We start from the raw sequence: 14,629 nt of genomic DNA, 5'->3' as shown, positions 1-14,629 counted from the left end.
AATGGCGCAGGATTTCGGGTCAGGGTCACCATAGCCGTGAAGACAGTTGTGGGCATCCGCTTCTCGCCATACCAGACCTTCACTCCGACTCGTCGACGTCTTCATATCTGTAGCCGGCCCCTCCCGCTCACGTTCTCTTTAATAAAAAGGACACTGTTCGTTATCACTCACGGACTGTTTTTTTCTTTTTTTTAAATTCCTTTTGAGATAATGGTTGACGAGGTAGAACGATCGTTCTACCTTTGTCGCATGAACAAGAAAACAACCGCTACCCGAGAAAAAATCCTGGCTACCGCAGAGCAATTGATCTATCAAAACGGCATTCATGCCACAGGCATGGACCTTTTGGTCAAAACCTCCGGCGTAGCAAGGAAAAGTATTTATCGCTATTTCGCGACCAAGGATGACGTGGCTGCCGCCGCGTTGAATGAACGTGATGAACGCTGGATGCACTGGTTCAGAACTGAATCTGATAAAGGCGATACGCCTCAGGATCGCATTTTGAATATGTTCACTGTTCTCCGGGGCTGGTTTGAGTCAGAAGACTTTCGTGGTTGTGCATTTATCAACACCGCCGGAGAAGTGGGTGACCCTGACGATCCCGTTCGCCAGATAGCAAAGCTGCATAAACAAAAATTACTGGATTACACGCTCGAACTCACTGAGCAATTAAACATCGAGCAACCTGCCGCGCTGGCCAGACAGCTACTGATTCTGATGGAAGGCGCGATCACCATGTCCTATGTAATGGGCGATTGCAGCGCCGCCGACAATGCAAAGGACGTTGCGAAACTCTTGCTGGAACAGGCCTCTTCATAACGCCTGCGTATCAAAAAATGACGTCTACTGATATATCCGAATTTACAGGAGGCTTTACCATGTCCGAAACACAAACTCGCCCGCCACTTCCTCCTTTCACTCGCGAATCGGCGATTGAAAAAGTGCGGCTCGCTGAAGATGGCTGGAACAGCCGCGATGCCGAAAAAGTTTCACTGGCGTACTCACTGGATACCCAATGGCGTAACCGCGCCGAGTTTGCCAATAATCGTGAAGAGGCCAAAGCATTCCTTGCCCGTAAATGGAAAAAGGAGCTTGAGTATCGTCTTATTAAAGAGTTATGGGCGTTTGACGGCAACCGCATTGCGGTTCGGTACGCTTACGAATGGCGTGATGACTCAGGCAACTGGTTTCGCTCTTACGGCAACGAAAACTGGGAATTTGAAGCAGATGGCCTGATGAAGCGTCGCTTCGCCTGTATCAACGACATGCCTATCAAAGAGAGTGAACGCAAGTTCCACTGGCCGCTGGGACGTCGTCCGGATAACCATCCGGGTCTGTCGGAACTGGGTCTGTAAATTTGTCGCTAAGCCCCCGGATACAGTGGTAGCCAGGGGCTTTTTCTCAACGCAAAAATAACGCCAGATGTTCATTCAAATCAGGCGTCGATTCCGTTGAGGTTAATGTCGCTATGCTTTTGACTGGCCGTAACGTGACGCAAGTTTGTCGAGAAAGGTGAATAATTTCCTGTTCATTTCGCTGTAATCATTCGCCCGCAGTTCGTCTGGCGACTGGACGAAACGATATTCAGCGGCCCGGCGTAAATCGTTGTCGGAATGGGCAATCAATAATTCGACGACCTCAGGTGTCAGTTCCATGTGGCACTGAAACCCGTAAACCCGATCAGAATACGCGACTATCTGACGTGGGCATCCCTCGCTACAGGCGATAATTTCCGCCTCAGGCGTAAGCCCCGGCATATCGTTATGCCAGTGACCAACGTCAAGGGTATTGCCGAAGTGAGAGAACATCTCGTTCATCACACCTTTATCGGTCATAAAAATGGGAAACGTGCCAATCTCTTTTTCCGGACTGTGAGCAAAAGGGGCACCCAATGCTTCGCCAATCAGTTGAGCACCCAGGCAAACACCGATGACGGCTTTACCTGAATTCACCGCAGAGGCAATCAGCGCCTGCTCAGCCTTAGAATCAAAATGCGCGCACTCTTCCACGCTGACGGAGGGATCCTGTGGGCCGCCCATGATGATCAGCAGATCGATGTCCCGTGCATCTGCGGGAAGTGGTTGACCTGCATAAACGCGGGAAAAGGTTATCTCATGGCCGCGACGCGTGGCCCAGGTTTCGTAAGCGCCGGGCGCTTCGAAACGTTCATGAACAATGAAATGTACTCGCATAGACGTATGCTCCTGTAATACGGGTCATAAACTTAATTAAGCGCGCTTTACCTCGCCAACGTTGTCGCGCGGGTAAAGTTAGCAGGGTCATGGTAAACAAGAGGTTCTCATCTGAAATGCCAGTCAGCATTGATAAAACGCCAAGACATGATGAGGCGACGGGTTGGTCAGGAACGGCCATTTCTTATCGTCGTGGAGAGGTCGATCCCGCGCATTACCATCTTGAAGGGCAGCTATTATTTGCTACCAGAGGCGTTATGCTGGTTGAAGCCGCTGACAGACAGTGGGTTATTCCCCCTCAGCGCGCCCTCTGGATCCCACCGCTTATGGTTCATTCTTATAGCGTTCTGTCAGACACGGAATTACGGGCTGTCTACGTCAGCAGTAACCTGATTGCGGCCTGTACAAACTTCAGCAGGAACAGCCAGGTTCATACCATTAGTGCGACGCCACTGGTGAAAGAACTCATAAATGGCCTTTTTACGGGTGAATATAACGCGCCGATAAAGCGAAAAATGGCGCTCTTACTGCTGGATATTCTCAGCGAGACACCCTCCGGGGGCGCAGAACTTCCCATGCCGCGTGATGAACGTTTATTTCGTGCCGCAAGAGAGCTGGTGTTCAGTCATCGCTGGAACGCGTCGCTGATCGACCTGGCTGACATTGCGAACATGTCGGAACGGACTTTTTCTCGCCAGTTTTTACGTGACACCGGGTTCAGCTTCCGGACATGGAAACAACGAGCCAGGATATACGCATCCTTAGATCTGCTCGCTGATAACGTCCCCGTGAAACAGATCGCCTATCAGCTCGGCTTCTCATGCCCTGCGGCGTTTTCTGCTGCGTTCCGTTCTGTAATGGGAACAACGCCCGGTGAGTTTTAACCTGAGTGCGGCGGGGAAGTGAAATAACGACCGGTAATCAATGCCGGTATCAGTCAAAGTAAGGTTTTAACATTTCTTCAGTCCAGTTCATAAAAGCTCTTACACGCTGCGACAAGTTGCGCCGGTGCGCGACAACAAAAAATGCAGCAAGCGGCGCGGGACGAAAATGGGGCAACACTTCAACCAGTGCGCCGCTTTTGATATGGGGGACGAGTGAGGAATAACCGCCCTGAATTAAGCCTAACCCCGCCAGTCCCGCCTCATGATAAGCCGGTACGCTGTTGACTCTCACTGTGCCTGGTAACATCAAAGACTGATAACCCTCGCCTGCCGGATACTCCCATCCGTCAGGTTTCGAACCAAAGTTGTGCATATAATGAACCATCCTGTGTCCCTCACTGAGAAGATCATCAATCGTCTGCGGAACACCGAAACGATCAAGATAGCGAGGGCTGGCCGCGTTGATCATGCGCAGATGCCCCAATGGCCGTGCAATAAGCGTTTCATCAACAATGGGGCCGAGGCGAACAACGCAGTCAAACCCTTCCTGAACCAGATCGACACGGCGGTCAGTACTTGAAAGTTCGATGTCCAGTTCAGGATGTGCTTCCAGCAGTTGCGGCAGAGCAGGGATCACCACGCTTTGTGCCAGTACCGCTGGCATATCAACGCGTATCCTTCCCCTTAATGACTGACCGCCGTGAGAGAACATGGATTTCAGTTCCTCGGCTTCCGACAGAAGGTCGCGGGCGCGCGAATAAAACACCCGTCCGTCTTCAGTTAGCTGCACAGTCCGCGTTGTCCGGTGCAGTAGCGTAGCGCCAATTTCCTGCTCGAGTTCACGTACCACCAGTGAAGCGCGTCCTTTCTGGATACCCAGACTTTCGGCTGCCTGCGTAAAACTCTTCATTTCCGCCACACGCGCAAAAATGATCAGAGGCTCCAGATTTTTCATTGTTCACCTTTTCGGTAACAGTGCGTTATTTTTCCCGCTATTTATGGCCATATTAATACTTAATAGACTGCTTTCACACCGCGTATCCCGCATAACGCTGTGTGAAGGCAATGAAGATGATTCATCCCAGGAAAATGATTTTACGTTCTCACCTGTCTATGTACTTACGCTGGAATATCCAGCCGCTAACGAAGGATAAAACCCATGAATAAAGGTTATCTCATCGCCCATGTAACCGTTTCAGACCCTGTCGCCTACGCTGAATATGCCAGAACGGCCGCAGCGGCCATGGAGAATTTCAATCCGAAGATCATTGCCTGGTCCGGGCAGTACGAAAACCTTGAGGGAGAGTCTCATGAACGGCATGTCGTTTTTGAGTTCGATTCTTTTGCTGAAGCCAAACGTTTTTATGAAAGCCCGGAATATCAGGCAGCAAGATCGCTACGTTCGGATGCCGCCAGCGGAACGTTTGTATTGGTTGAAGGCACCTAAAGCCGAGGAATAGCCGCCCGGCAGGACGAACTGCCACGCAGAACGGTAACAGGCAAATGCTTTAAGACGGGTTTCATCGGCTGCGCTTCACGCGCCTTGCCCGACCCAGCGATCTGCCAGCGCCGCGAGTACCTCACCTTGCCGTTCGAAGGCCTGCGTTCAGGTATCGGCGCTGTCCGTACGCCACCGGGGTGCGCAACCAATGAAGCACTGAACAGTTCTGTGGTGGTAGTTTCATCCATGACAGACTGCGTTTCGCTGACATCCCGACTGTCGGGATATCGCTCTTCGCTGCATAACGCCCCGCACCTCGCGGCAGGTTGTCGGTTGATCACGAGGTGCCTGGGTCGTTGAGTCGGATATTCACCCAACCGGTAATCCAGGCATTCTGCCTGGACTGGTTCAGGTTAACAGCCCGCAAACCTTCTTTTTAGTGGGAACATTCACATAAATCTGTCTGCTCCGCCTGATGCTTCAATGGTCTGGCCGGTAACAAACTGATTCCTTTCGGAGAGCAGGAATACCGCAATCGCTGCAATATCTTCAGGCAGCCCAAAGCGACCTACCGGGGTTTTTTCTTTTCCCAGTAATGCTATAACTTCGTCGTCCGTTTTGTCAGCCAGTTCAGGGCGGAGATGGCGGACATTCGGCAGCATATTTTGTGCCCAGTTATCCGTCGCGACGGCGCCCACGCCAATCGCGTTAACCAGAATGCTCTCCGCCGCTACGCTCAGAGCAAGGCTTCGGGTCAGGTTGTTGATAGCCGCGCTCAGTGCATGTGAGACGGTAAGTTGCGGGTTTGGGTAGATGCCGCCAATAGAGGAAATATTGACAATGCGTCCCCAGTTTCGTCTCTGCATCCCCGGTATCACAGCTTTGCAAAAGCGTCGCATGGCGGAGAATTTTGTTTCAGTCATTAGCTGCCAGTCCTCTTCCGACGTGGTTAACAGCGTGCCCGCATGGGCTCTTCCGGCATTATTCACCAGCAAATCAATGTGCCCAAAAACCTTTTCCGCTTGTTCAACGACCCGCGAAGGCAGGCTGGGATCCGTCACATCCCCGGCGACAGGCAGCACCGAAACACCATACTTATCGGCGATCTTTTTCGCCGCCAGGATAAGGTCAGGTTCTCGTCTGGAAACCATAACGACATGCACACCATTTGCGGCCAGTTCTTCACAGATACTGAAACCAATCCCGGTTCGCGCTCCGGTTACCAGCGCCACTTTACCTGTCAGTTTTAAATCCATTTGTTGCTCCTCAAATTAAGCACCGTTAATAACATCGGAACTATTTGTCACCGATCTCGATTTCAGACGCTTGTGCAATGAAATTCAGACGTCTGAAAAAAACGGTCAAAGCATTGAGAACCGCCTCTGCTTATGCTGCAGGAAAGAGCGAGTGTAGAGCGAGGTGGGGTCAGTGCGTACGGAGAACCATGAGCTTTCTTCAGCCAGGATTCTGATGCTGGCGATCATTTGCTGCATTGTGGTCGCGAATATTTATTTTAATCAATCCGTTCTGAACCTGATCGCGGCTGCCTTTCCCCATGAATGGGCTGCTGTTTCGTTGATCCCCATGGCCACCCAGTTAGGCTATGCGGCGGGGTTATTCTTTCTGATCCCATTAGGTGATTATATTGAGCGTCAGAAGCTTATCCTGCGTCAGGCTCAGGTGCTTTTCCTGGCGCTGATCGGCATGATGTTAGCGCCAACCGCGACAGTGCTGGTGTTCTTCTCTTTTCTGACAGGGATGGCTGCAACGGTTGCCCAACAAATCGTGCCGCTTGCGGCTTCTCTCTCGAAAGTGTCTTCGCGGGGTAAAACGGTGGGGACCGTGATGAGTGGCGTCCTTGCCGGTATTCTTGCTGGCCGGGCTATCGGGGGTCTTATCGGTCAGTATTTCGACTGGCGTGGCGTCTTTTTGTCCGGCGCGGTGATGACATTGCTGGCGCTATTTTTCATCGCGCGCATTTTACCTTCTCAGTCGTTGCCGACACCCGCGTTTCATTATCTGGCGGTGTTACGTTCATTAGGCGATTTATGGAAAAGTGAACCGCAGGTGCGCGATGCGACGCTGACACAAGCGATGCTGTTTGCCTCCTTCAGCGTGCTGTGGACCGTGCTCCCTTTCTGGTTATCGTATCGCTACGATTACGGGGCAGGGGTAACCGGAACTCTGGCTGCTCTGGGGTTAATCGGTATTCTGTGCGCACCACTGGCGGGAAGTTTCAGCGATCGCCAGGGACCCTTCCGGATGGTGGTTTTGGGTGTGTTACTCATGCTGTTTGCCTGGGTTGTTCTCTGGGGCTGGAACAGCATGGCGGGGTTGGTGGTAGGCATTTTACTGCTCGATGCGGGTGAACAATGTGTACTGATAGCGAACCAGCACACAATTTATTCTTTGCGCCCGGATGCCAGAAACCGTCTTAATACACTCTTTATGAGCATCATATTTATGGGCGGGGCTGGCGGTTCACTGGCTGCCGCCTGGGTGTGGGAGGCAACGCATCGCTGGACGCTGATTTCTTCAGCGGGAGTAGGGCTGGTGATGATGGGGATGTTAGCCACCGCGAGGCGTCACTATTCAGGCCACCAGTCTGGCACGTAGCGCGAGAGCTTTTCTGACATCCGGTGCCCTGTCTGCGCCATCGACACCTTGTAAAACGTTTTCGATTAACTGCTTCGCCGCGAATGTTTCCCCGGCTTGCGCCTGCAATGTAGCCAGTGAATAAGCAATGCGCAGAGCCCAGCCGTGAGCCTGTTGCTGACGCGCTTTGCCCAGAGCCTGCTCCAGCATCAGGCGTTGCTCCTGAGGCGGCAATTGCGCGGCGGAAAGACGCATCAGCTCAGGCGCACACCAGTTTTCATGATCCAGCGTGGCGCTTTGCTGCGATAGCCCGCTATCAATTTCCGACAACAAGGGAGAGTATTGCCAGTCCAGCCCCATCGCTTGCAATGAGCTAAACAGGGTGGTTTGACTCACATCGGTATGGCTAAACCGTTTGGCCCAGACAAGAAACAGCTCGCCATAGGTTTTCCAGAAATACAAATCATGTTTTTCTGCCACACGAATCAGCCAGTTTGCAGCTTTTATCACCCAACGTGGCTTGCGATCCAGTGCCGCTGTCATACAGGCGCCTTCCGCCAGGGCGCAGCAAAGCGAACAAGCATGTTGTAAACGCGCGGCTTTTTTAATGCCGCGCCATGCCATCTGTCTTGCGGCTTGATACTCGCCTTGTACCCAGAGTAAACGAGACAGAAAAGCCTGGCCTGCTGTCTCCTGATCCAGACCAAAACGGAAAGAGTGGCTTGCGCTCTCACGATCGTACCAGGCCAGCGATTGCAGCAGGTCATTGCGCCCAGCGACATGCTGACCTAAAAAATGCAGCGATACACCGAGAATACGTAGCCCGGTAGCCTGTGCTTCCGCGTCATTGATGGCCCGTGCGAGTTCGTACATAGATTGCGCATGCTGACGTGATTTATTCAGTTCGCCCGTGCGCAGGCAATACAGCCATAAGCCGTAATGCGCCTGCAAACATATCTCTTTGTCGTCGAGCTTTTCGGCCAGTGTCAGTGCGGTTTGCCAGGCTGAATGGGTTTCAGATGTCGGGCCTTTTGCCCAGGTTGATGCCTTACCAGCAGCTGCGCAGAGGTTCATCCGCTGGCGTAACGTTAAGACTATCCGCGAACGTTTTTCATCTAACAGAGGATAAATATGACGCTGACATTCATCATAGAGTGAATATTCAATCCAGAACGGCGTCATCGCCTGTAAGATCTCAAGCCCTGTAGAGGCATCTCGCCCCTCAGGTAATGTTTGCTGTAAAACGCGCCGTAAATCATTAAGGATGTGGCCATAGCGTTCCCGCCACTGTTCCGTTGGCAGCATCAACCAGTCATTCCGGGCCTGCTCCACCAGAACTTTATAATAATCGACAAAACGGGCCATCAGCCCGTCATATTCCCCCGCCTGCCTGAGTTTAGTGCAAGCGAACTGACGCATGGTTTCCAGCAGCCGAAAACGGGTTACTGGCACCTGATGACGGGTCTGAATCAGTGACAGGGAGAGTAACCGCTGCAGATCGTCAATAACCTGCCAGCTATCTTTGTCTTCAGTCTCAAGAAAATCATTGACTGATTTCATACTGAACGAATCGGTAAAGATGCCCAGCGTCCTGAATAACTGCTGTTCGCGTGCGTTGAGTAACTGATACGTCCACTCCAGCGTGGTCACGATTTTCTGGTGCCGGGGAACGCGAGCGCTGAGCGTATTGCTCAATAGCTGGAAACGGTCCTCCAGTCGGCTATAAACCTCACTGATGCTCATCACTGGCAGGCGGGAGGCGGCAAGTTCAATGGCTAACGGCAAGCCATCAAGATGACGGCACAATTCGCCAATCAACGGCAATTCACTGTCTGAGGGATGGAAATCATGCCGGTTGGCCTGCACACGCTCGATAAAGAGGCGGACGCTGGCAAAAGACATTAACGCCTTATTATCATTGATTTTCTTTTCAGGAACCTGCAATGGCGGCAGTAAATATTGTTGCTCACCGGCAATCTGTAACGCCACCTGGCTGGTCAACAGCAGCCTGATATGCGGAGCCTGCGTCAGGAGTAACGTCGCCACAGGTTCCAGCTCACTAATGACGTGTTCACAATTATCAATCAGCAGTAAACACCGACGTCGCGCAAGCTGTTGGCGTAAATCAGCATCATGCTCAACGGCAGCAAGGGGAAGATGTAACGCTTGTGAAAAAACAGAGAGCAAGCCGGATGTTTCGGTGATGTGCGCCAGTTCTGCCACATATATGCCATCAGGAAAATGCGTGCGCACAAGATTGACAACTTCCCACGCCAGCCGCGTTTTCCCCACGCCCCCGGGACCGGTAATGGTTACCATCTGGTGCTGATTTAACAAGGCACAGACTTCCTGCACTGCCTTATCACGCCCTAAAATCGACGCCAGAATAGGGGTAACCACCGGGGCTGGTCGGACTGATTCAAGGGGAGTCTGCGACGGTACGCTGGTGATGTTAAAGCGGTAACCACAACCAAACTCAGTGATAAGCAGATGCCGGTCATGACCCAGTACGCGGCGTATAGCGGAAATATGCGCCTGAAGATTATTTTCTTCGACGATGTCATTTCCCCATACTTGCGTAAGTAAAGTCTCTTTGTTTACCGCTTTACCTTCCGCTCTCAGCAGAACCACCAGAACATCAAACGCTCTGGCCGAAATTCTTACTGGTTTACCCCGGTGCAACAGGATCCTTAGCTGGGGCCAGACTTGCCACTCAGCAAAGTGAATCTCATCGGCTGTTATCATGGTTTTGAGATCTTCAGTTTTTGACCGTCACGAAATCATACTGTGCGGAGAAAGCCATTTTAACAAGAATCAGGGAACGCATTGTATGCCCTGCCTGATCTGTGTTTAGCTCGCGCTACCCTGAACCGCACTGATTATAGAACTGCAGTCTGACTCTACCATAGGCCGACGATGCATCCTGTGGCTGAAAACGCCCCATCTTGCCAGCCCTGGTGCATCATTCTTGTCTGGAAAAGCTCTCAAGTTATCCGGTTTTATGTCGTTAGTTATATCGATGTGCGAATTCACATCAATAAGCGCAGCGCATCCATTCCGCAGTATTGAGGATGGTGAGTTGCTACGGAAAATGCTGTATGGACTCACCAGTGACCCACGTTACATCGCAGGTCTGGGGAAACGGATTTTATGATTATCACGACATCCACAGTGAAATACACACAGACGCAAAGCACTTCTGAGGATATTTCAAAAGCCACTCTCCCTCAGCCTGTACAGCGGTCAAATAAGACGCCTGCAGCCTCAGGGCAAACGACCCTCAGCGGTATGGGGCTGCTGATGTCCCGCCTGTTCGGCGATACGGACAGCAATCTATCTGTACAAACTCAACTGACGAAAGACACGATGGGCATGTCTTCCGTTAATTTTCTGACAAATAATGACCGCAACACACTGGCCGGGTTGTATGCGCAGGCACAGCAGCAGGGAACGGATCTGCGTTATGTGGACGATCTCGCCCGAGATTTAGGTGATTACCGTATGTTTGGTGGCGTGATGGCAAACCTGAATAACGGAAACATGTATGACAACAGCGGGCACGTGCTGACCTACAAATTTACTGCAGAAGACGAGGTTACTGCGTCACGTATTCTGAATGGGGGGAAAATATCTGGCTCTGTGCTGGATGACGGTTTTGTGCGCTATGAACTGGACCCCGGATACTCTCCGTCGCATTTGGCAAATTTTCAATTTATTGAGAGCATCGTCAATCAGGCTGGTCAAAACCATGCTGATAAGGAACAGGTTTCTGACGCGCAACTCTCTGTCTATCAGCAAAAAGGAAATCAAAACTTCATTGTTGAGGCAGCCAGTGAAGCAACGTTGAAAATACCGGAGCCTGATTTCGGTAGCGTAAATGGTAAATTCTTTGTTACCGCAACCGGGCTGAAACACGGCTTTCGTCTGGAAGGGGGGAAAGTGGTGCAGCATCCCGTAGACGTGTTCCAGAACTTGTCGAAAACGCCAAAAACCTTACTGGATTATTTTTTGAAAGCTGATGAGGCTGACAAAAAGACTACAGGTATTACACAGCCACTTTTCAATTTCTTCTACCCTTCTGAAACCCTTACAGAAAATCAGAAGTGACACGCGGTTACACAGTCGCTGAGAGGCGTGAATGACTACGTTTATTCCTGTGACATTTCTGTGCCAGGAGAGTGTCCACTTCTCGCTCCTTGTTGTCGATCAGATGCCTCAGATCACCGGTTGAACGGCTCAGACATGGATCAGCATTTCCCTTAAGAATTCTGCAGCGTTTGGGGTAGCGCGATAAGTTAAGCGCTGGCGATAAAAATGCCGCTGGCGCGGCGTAATAATAATGTAGGTTGCGCAATTAGCTGGATCGTAAATTTTCAATTGCACTGTCGCTGAGCGTGAGCACCGATTTAACGCTGACGCTTATTCTGTCGATAATGGCCTGCCGTGGGCCAAGACGCCACGCTTCACTGTTATAAAAAGATTCCTGAGAGGATTTCAGGTGGGAGAGGCTGTCATAAGCTCTGATCAGATAGTAAGCGTCATCGTCATGGGTTGATATGCCAAAAGAAACGATATCCATGCCCGCTGAACGATGAAGTGGAGCACTCTCCTGCGTCATGATCCTGTGAAACTCTTTCCCGGTGCCGGGTTTGAGGGTGTACAGCAAAAACTCTACGGCTCTCATCTTCGATATCCTGTCCATTTTTTTCATTATTGCGCCCTTAACCGGTGAAACTTAACGCAGCGACCAGGCTGACACCTGTTTTGGCCTGAGCGTCTCCTGCGTGCCAAAGCGGACACCCCTGACCATGCCGCGTTTGTTATCACCGCGACAGGTAATCTAAAGATGTTTAAGTATATGGTCCAGAAAAGCACGTACCGCAGGATTGGCGCGACGGCTTTCATGCCAGACCGCGGTAATATTGCGCCGCTCCACCGTAAAATCTGCAAGTACGGGAACTAACTTTTTATCCCTGACCAGGGAAGCCACCATAAAATTCGATGCCATGCCTATTCCGGCCCCGGCAGCCATTGCGGCTATGACGGCTTCACTGGCATCAACAATCACCGTTGACGAAGGCACGATTTCAATCTCCCGCTCACCGACACGGAACGGCCAGCGAAAAAGTTGCCCGGTATTTTGGTAACGCAGATTAATCGTTTGGTGCCCGATTACGTCATTAGGATGTTCCGGAGGGGCGCAATTGGCTAAATATTCAGGCGAGGCATAACACCCTATCTGATACGGCGGGAGGCGACGCGCCAGGAGGTTTGAATCCGCGAGATCGCCAATTCGAATGGCAATATCAATATTCTCATCAACAATGCTTACCACCTGGTCATTCAACCGTAAATCAATCGTCACTTTTGGGTGAAGCGCGCAAAATTGCGCAAGAAGGGGGGCGATGATATGGATGCCCACCGGTAACGATGCCGCAATGCGTAACGTTCCTGCCGGTTCCGCGCGTGTGCGTTTCGCTACCTGCTCGATCTCCTCGGCATCCCGTAGCAATCGCAACGCCCGTTCGTGCAGTTCGCGGCCTTCGGCAGTTAAAACGAGCGAGCGCGTCGTTCGGGTGAATAAGGTTACGCCGAGATGCTTTTCCAGCCGTTGAATGCTTTTACTGATTGCGGAAGGTGAAACGGAGAGCGAGCGGGCAGCGGCACTATAACTGCCCAGAGCGCCGGCACGAGCGAATGCGATAAGACCCGTGAGTCTTTCAAAACCTATTTGTTCCTTCATGGCACAATTAAAGCGAAATACAGCCACATTATCAATCCTGAATATTAGCCGTATGCTCTGTTAACTGAGTGCTTTTTAGAGTGAGACGGTAATGACTGAGATGATGAAAGCGGTACAGCTACATGCGTTTGGTGGGCCTGATAACCTGCTTTATGAAGACGTCCCCCGGCCCGTTGTTGGAAGAGACGACATCCTTGTTCATGTGCAAGCGGCCGGCCTTAACCCGCCAGACTGGTATCTGCGTGAGGGGTATCGGGCACTTCCGCCTGAATGGTGGCCCGAGCCCGCTTTTCCGCTCATTTTGGGCACCGACATATCAGGTGTTGTCGCGGCGGTCGGTAAAAATGTCACAGGGTTCAGTATCGGGGATGCGGTCTATTCGATGGTGCGTTTTCCTGAAAGGGTGATGGAAGGCAGTGGCGCTTATGCAGAGTATGTAAGCGTGCCTTCGTCAGAACTGGCGCTGAAACCTCGGGGAATTGGACATGTTCAGGCTGCGGGGGCACCGATGTCACTGCTCACGGCCTGGCAGTTTCTTGTCGAGACAGGGCATGACGAACCGAATCCTTTCCAGTCTTTTCCACATAAAGCCGTTCCATTAAGCGGGCGGACCGTGTTGGTGAATGGTGCCGGGGGCGGCGTGGGGCACCTTGCTGTTCAACTGGCCCATTGGAAAGGTGCGCGGGTCATTGCCGTGGCCTCGTCCCGCAATGAGGCGCTTTTACGCGAACTGGGGGCAGACGAGTTTATTGACTACACCAAAACCGCAGCCGAGAGCGTAGTAAAAAATGTTGATCTCGTTCTTGATGCGGTGGGGGGGGCCAATATGGCGCGCTTTCTGCGCTGTATCAGGCCTGGCGGTGCTCTCTTTCTGGTTAATCCTTTGGGTTTTTCCGCACATCTTGAGGCTGCGCAAAAAGAGGTGACGGTGTCATCGACGCAAGTGCGTTCCAACGGTGCGCAATTATCGGAAGCAGGCCGTCTCCTGGAAAAAGGTGTTGTCCGAGTGGTGGTTGATAGCACCTATCCATTAGCAATGGCCTCTGCTGCTCATCAGCGCGCAGCAATGGGAAGTATTCAGGGCAAAATTGTGCTGACAAACTTTTGATAATCGCGTCCCCGAATGGCCAGACATTGCGATCTGGGATGACAGAAAAAGGCAACGATATGCTCATCATTTGCGGCTATGTGAACATTAAACCCGCTGATCGCTGTTTATGAGCGATATAAACGTGCTCGCTCAAACCGTGCGAAAACGTGCAGGAAACCTCTCGTATGACGTGGCCGTAGAGGATCTCCTGGCTGGACGAGTGCTCATATCGGAACGCTGGAAAGATCAGGATGCACTGTCTGTGCATCTGGCCGCTCCCCATACCCGGGCATTTATCAGCCGATGGCAGGAACGAATGACGGCAGAAATCCTGAAATATGATGCCCTTAACGAAAGAGGGCTTCTGGATATGGAATGGCCATTGAATAGCGATGAAATATGCGGTTGTTCAAAATCGCTCCCGGCGTTTTTGTGCGGGCAGATTCCTCGCGGGCTCGTCATCTGTCCAACGGACTGCGCCAGTTGTTGAACCCCGGTCGGAGTTTCTCATCCCCCCTGCGGGAGTGCGATATGCGAAAAAAAAGCCCGCATTTGCATGCGAGCTCTTCTTCAAATGATGGCGGTGAGGGGGGATTGATTCGCTGCGCTCACCCTACGGGCAGCCCACCCACTGCGTGCCTGGTCTGTCCAACTGGCTGCGCCAGTTGTCGAACCCCGGTCGGA

The 14,629-nt window shown here is 51.8% G+C and carries 14 protein-coding genes; 8 read left to right on the top strand and 6 right to left on the bottom strand.

Going from position 1 to position 14,629, the window contains the following annotated elements; genetic code table 11:
• Positions 1 to 249: 249 nt before the first annotated feature.
• Together E0L21_RS24070 and E0L21_RS24065 are read left to right on the top strand one after the other, a co-directional pair.
• On the top strand, positions 250 to 819 hold the full coding sequence (locus E0L21_RS24070; RefSeq protein ID WP_131413751.1) for a TetR/AcrR family transcriptional regulator: 570 nt from the start codon (positions 250 to 252) through the stop codon (positions 817 to 819).
• Between the two features lie 59 nt (positions 820 to 878).
• A complete protein-coding gene (locus tag E0L21_RS24065) occupies positions 879 to 1,355 on the top strand; it encodes a nuclear transport factor 2 family protein (RefSeq protein ID WP_131413750.1) in 477 nt (158 codons plus the stop codon).
• Positions 1,356 to 1,466: 111 nt separating this feature from the next.
• Here E0L21_RS24065 and E0L21_RS24060 read toward each other — a convergent pair whose 3' ends face one another.
• Positions 1,467 to 2,192, bottom strand: coding sequence for a type 1 glutamine amidotransferase (locus E0L21_RS24060; RefSeq protein WP_131413749.1), 726 nt, complete (start codon positions 2,190 to 2,192; stop codon positions 1,467 to 1,469).
• A gap of 116 nt (positions 2,193 to 2,308) precedes the next feature.
• Between E0L21_RS24060 and E0L21_RS24055 the strand changes: the two genes are divergently transcribed.
• The gene (locus E0L21_RS24055; RefSeq protein WP_131413748.1) at positions 2,309 to 3,076 is read left to right on the top strand and encodes an AraC family transcriptional regulator; all 768 of its coding nucleotides are present in this window, start codon (positions 2,309 to 2,311) and stop codon (positions 3,074 to 3,076) included.
• Between the two features lie 49 nt (positions 3,077 to 3,125).
• On the opposite strand, the gene E0L21_RS24050 is transcribed toward E0L21_RS24055, so the two are convergent.
• Positions 3,126 to 4,031: a LysR family transcriptional regulator gene (locus E0L21_RS24050; protein ID WP_131413747.1), complete on the bottom strand. Its 906-nt coding sequence runs from the start codon at positions 4,029 to 4,031 to the stop codon at positions 3,126 to 3,128.
• 204 nt (positions 4,032 to 4,235) lie between these two features.
• On the opposite strand from E0L21_RS24050, the gene E0L21_RS24045 reads away from it, so the two are divergent.
• Positions 4,236 to 4,523: a DUF1330 domain-containing protein gene (locus E0L21_RS24045; RefSeq protein WP_131413746.1), complete on the top strand. Its 288-nt coding sequence runs from the start codon at positions 4,236 to 4,238 to the stop codon at positions 4,521 to 4,523.
• Positions 4,524 to 4,966: 443 nt separating this feature from the next.
• On the opposite strand, the gene E0L21_RS24040 is transcribed toward E0L21_RS24045, so the two are convergent.
• Complete coding sequence (locus tag E0L21_RS24040; protein WP_131413745.1) at positions 4,967 to 5,773, bottom strand: SDR family NAD(P)-dependent oxidoreductase; 807 nt, start codon at positions 5,771 to 5,773, stop codon at positions 4,967 to 4,969.
• Positions 5,774 to 5,987: 214 nt separating this feature from the next.
• Here E0L21_RS24040 and E0L21_RS24035 point away from each other — a divergent pair, with 214 nt between their 5' ends.
• Positions 5,988 to 7,133 carry an MFS transporter gene (locus E0L21_RS24035; RefSeq protein ID WP_235855295.1) on the top strand — a complete coding sequence of 382 codons (1,146 nt, stop codon included), beginning with the start codon at positions 5,988 to 5,990 and terminating at the stop codon, positions 7,131 to 7,133.
• Here E0L21_RS24035 and E0L21_RS24030 read toward each other — a convergent pair.
• Positions 7,110 to 9,857 (bottom strand): winged helix-turn-helix domain-containing protein, encoded by a 2,748-nt coding sequence (locus E0L21_RS24030; protein ID WP_131413743.1) that lies wholly within the window; start codon positions 9,855 to 9,857, stop codon positions 7,110 to 7,112. The genes E0L21_RS24035 and E0L21_RS24030 overlap by 24 nt on opposite strands.
• 405 nt (positions 9,858 to 10,262) lie before the next feature.
• Between E0L21_RS24030 and E0L21_RS24025 the strand changes: the two genes are divergently transcribed.
• Positions 10,263 to 11,219, top strand: a complete 957-nt coding sequence (locus E0L21_RS24025) for a hypothetical protein (protein WP_235855294.1) — start codon at positions 10,263 to 10,265, stop codon at positions 11,217 to 11,219.
• 247 nt (positions 11,220 to 11,466) lie between these two features.
• Here the strand turns inward: E0L21_RS24025 and E0L21_RS24020 are convergent, their stop codons facing one another.
• On the bottom strand, positions 11,467 to 11,796 hold the full coding sequence (locus tag E0L21_RS24020; protein WP_131413754.1) for an NIPSNAP family protein: 330 nt from the start codon (positions 11,794 to 11,796) through the stop codon (positions 11,467 to 11,469).
• A 156-nt stretch (positions 11,797 to 11,952) separates the two neighbouring features.
• Complete coding sequence (locus E0L21_RS24015; RefSeq protein ID WP_131413753.1) at positions 11,953 to 12,855, bottom strand: LysR family transcriptional regulator; 903 nt, start codon at positions 12,853 to 12,855, stop codon at positions 11,953 to 11,955.
• A 91-nt stretch (positions 12,856 to 12,946) separates the two neighbouring features.
• Here E0L21_RS24015 and E0L21_RS24010 point away from each other — a divergent pair, with 91 nt between their 5' ends.
• Together E0L21_RS24010 and E0L21_RS24005 are read left to right on the top strand one after the other, a co-directional pair.
• The gene (locus tag E0L21_RS24010; RefSeq protein WP_165501950.1) at positions 12,947 to 13,963 is read left to right on the top strand and encodes an NADP-dependent oxidoreductase; all 1,017 of its coding nucleotides are present in this window, start codon (positions 12,947 to 12,949) and stop codon (positions 13,961 to 13,963) included.
• A 109-nt stretch (positions 13,964 to 14,072) separates the two neighbouring features.
• Complete coding sequence (locus E0L21_RS24005; RefSeq protein ID WP_328590683.1) at positions 14,073 to 14,435, top strand: putative quinol monooxygenase; 363 nt, start codon at positions 14,073 to 14,075, stop codon at positions 14,433 to 14,435.
• Positions 14,436 to 14,629 lie beyond the last annotated feature (194 nt).

The organism is Kosakonia quasisacchari, assembly GCF_004331415.1.
Taxonomy (GTDB): Bacteria; Pseudomonadota; Gammaproteobacteria; order Enterobacterales; family Enterobacteriaceae; genus Kosakonia; species Kosakonia quasisacchari.
The sequence above is the reverse complement of the archived record's forward strand: the minus strand, read 5'-3'. Positions and strand labels throughout refer to the sequence as shown.

Excerpts from the sequence above, each read along its gene's own strand:
- E0L21_RS24020 (WP_131413754.1), bottom strand. The coding sequence starts at position 11,796 with ATGAGAGCCGTAGAGTTTTTGCTGTACACCCTCAAACCCGGCACCGGG.
- E0L21_RS24030 (WP_131413743.1), bottom strand. The coding sequence starts at position 9,857 with ATGATAACAGCCGATGAGATTCACTTTGCTGAGTGGCAAGTCTGGCCC.
- E0L21_RS24065 (WP_131413750.1), top strand. The coding sequence starts at position 879 with ATGTCCGAAACACAAACTCGCCCGCCACTTCCTCCTTTCACTCGCGAA.
- E0L21_RS24050 (WP_131413747.1), bottom strand. The coding sequence starts at position 4,031 with ATGAAAAATCTGGAGCCTCTGATCATTTTTGCGCGTGTGGCGGAAATG.
- E0L21_RS24035 (WP_235855295.1), top strand. The coding sequence starts at position 5,988 with ATGCTGGCGATCATTTGCTGCATTGTGGTCGCGAATATTTATTTTAAT.
- E0L21_RS24055 (WP_131413748.1), top strand. The coding sequence starts at position 2,309 with ATGCCAGTCAGCATTGATAAAACGCCAAGACATGATGAGGCGACGGGT.
- E0L21_RS24005 (WP_328590683.1), top strand. The coding sequence starts at position 14,073 with ATGAGCGATATAAACGTGCTCGCTCAAACCGTGCGAAAACGTGCAGGA.
- E0L21_RS24025 (WP_235855294.1), top strand. The coding sequence starts at position 10,263 with ATGATTATCACGACATCCACAGTGAAATACACACAGACGCAAAGCACT.
- E0L21_RS24045 (WP_131413746.1), top strand. The coding sequence starts at position 4,236 with ATGAATAAAGGTTATCTCATCGCCCATGTAACCGTTTCAGACCCTGTC.
- E0L21_RS24070 (WP_131413751.1), top strand. The coding sequence starts at position 250 with ATGAACAAGAAAACAACCGCTACCCGAGAAAAAATCCTGGCTACCGCA.
- E0L21_RS24040 (WP_131413745.1), bottom strand. The coding sequence starts at position 5,773 with ATGGATTTAAAACTGACAGGTAAAGTGGCGCTGGTAACCGGAGCGCGA.
- E0L21_RS24010 (WP_165501950.1), top strand. The coding sequence starts at position 12,947 with ATGACTGAGATGATGAAAGCGGTACAGCTACATGCGTTTGGTGGGCCT.
- E0L21_RS24015 (WP_131413753.1), bottom strand. The coding sequence starts at position 12,855 with ATGAAGGAACAAATAGGTTTTGAAAGACTCACGGGTCTTATCGCATTC.
- E0L21_RS24060 (WP_131413749.1), bottom strand. The coding sequence starts at position 2,192 with ATGCGAGTACATTTCATTGTTCATGAACGTTTCGAAGCGCCCGGCGCT.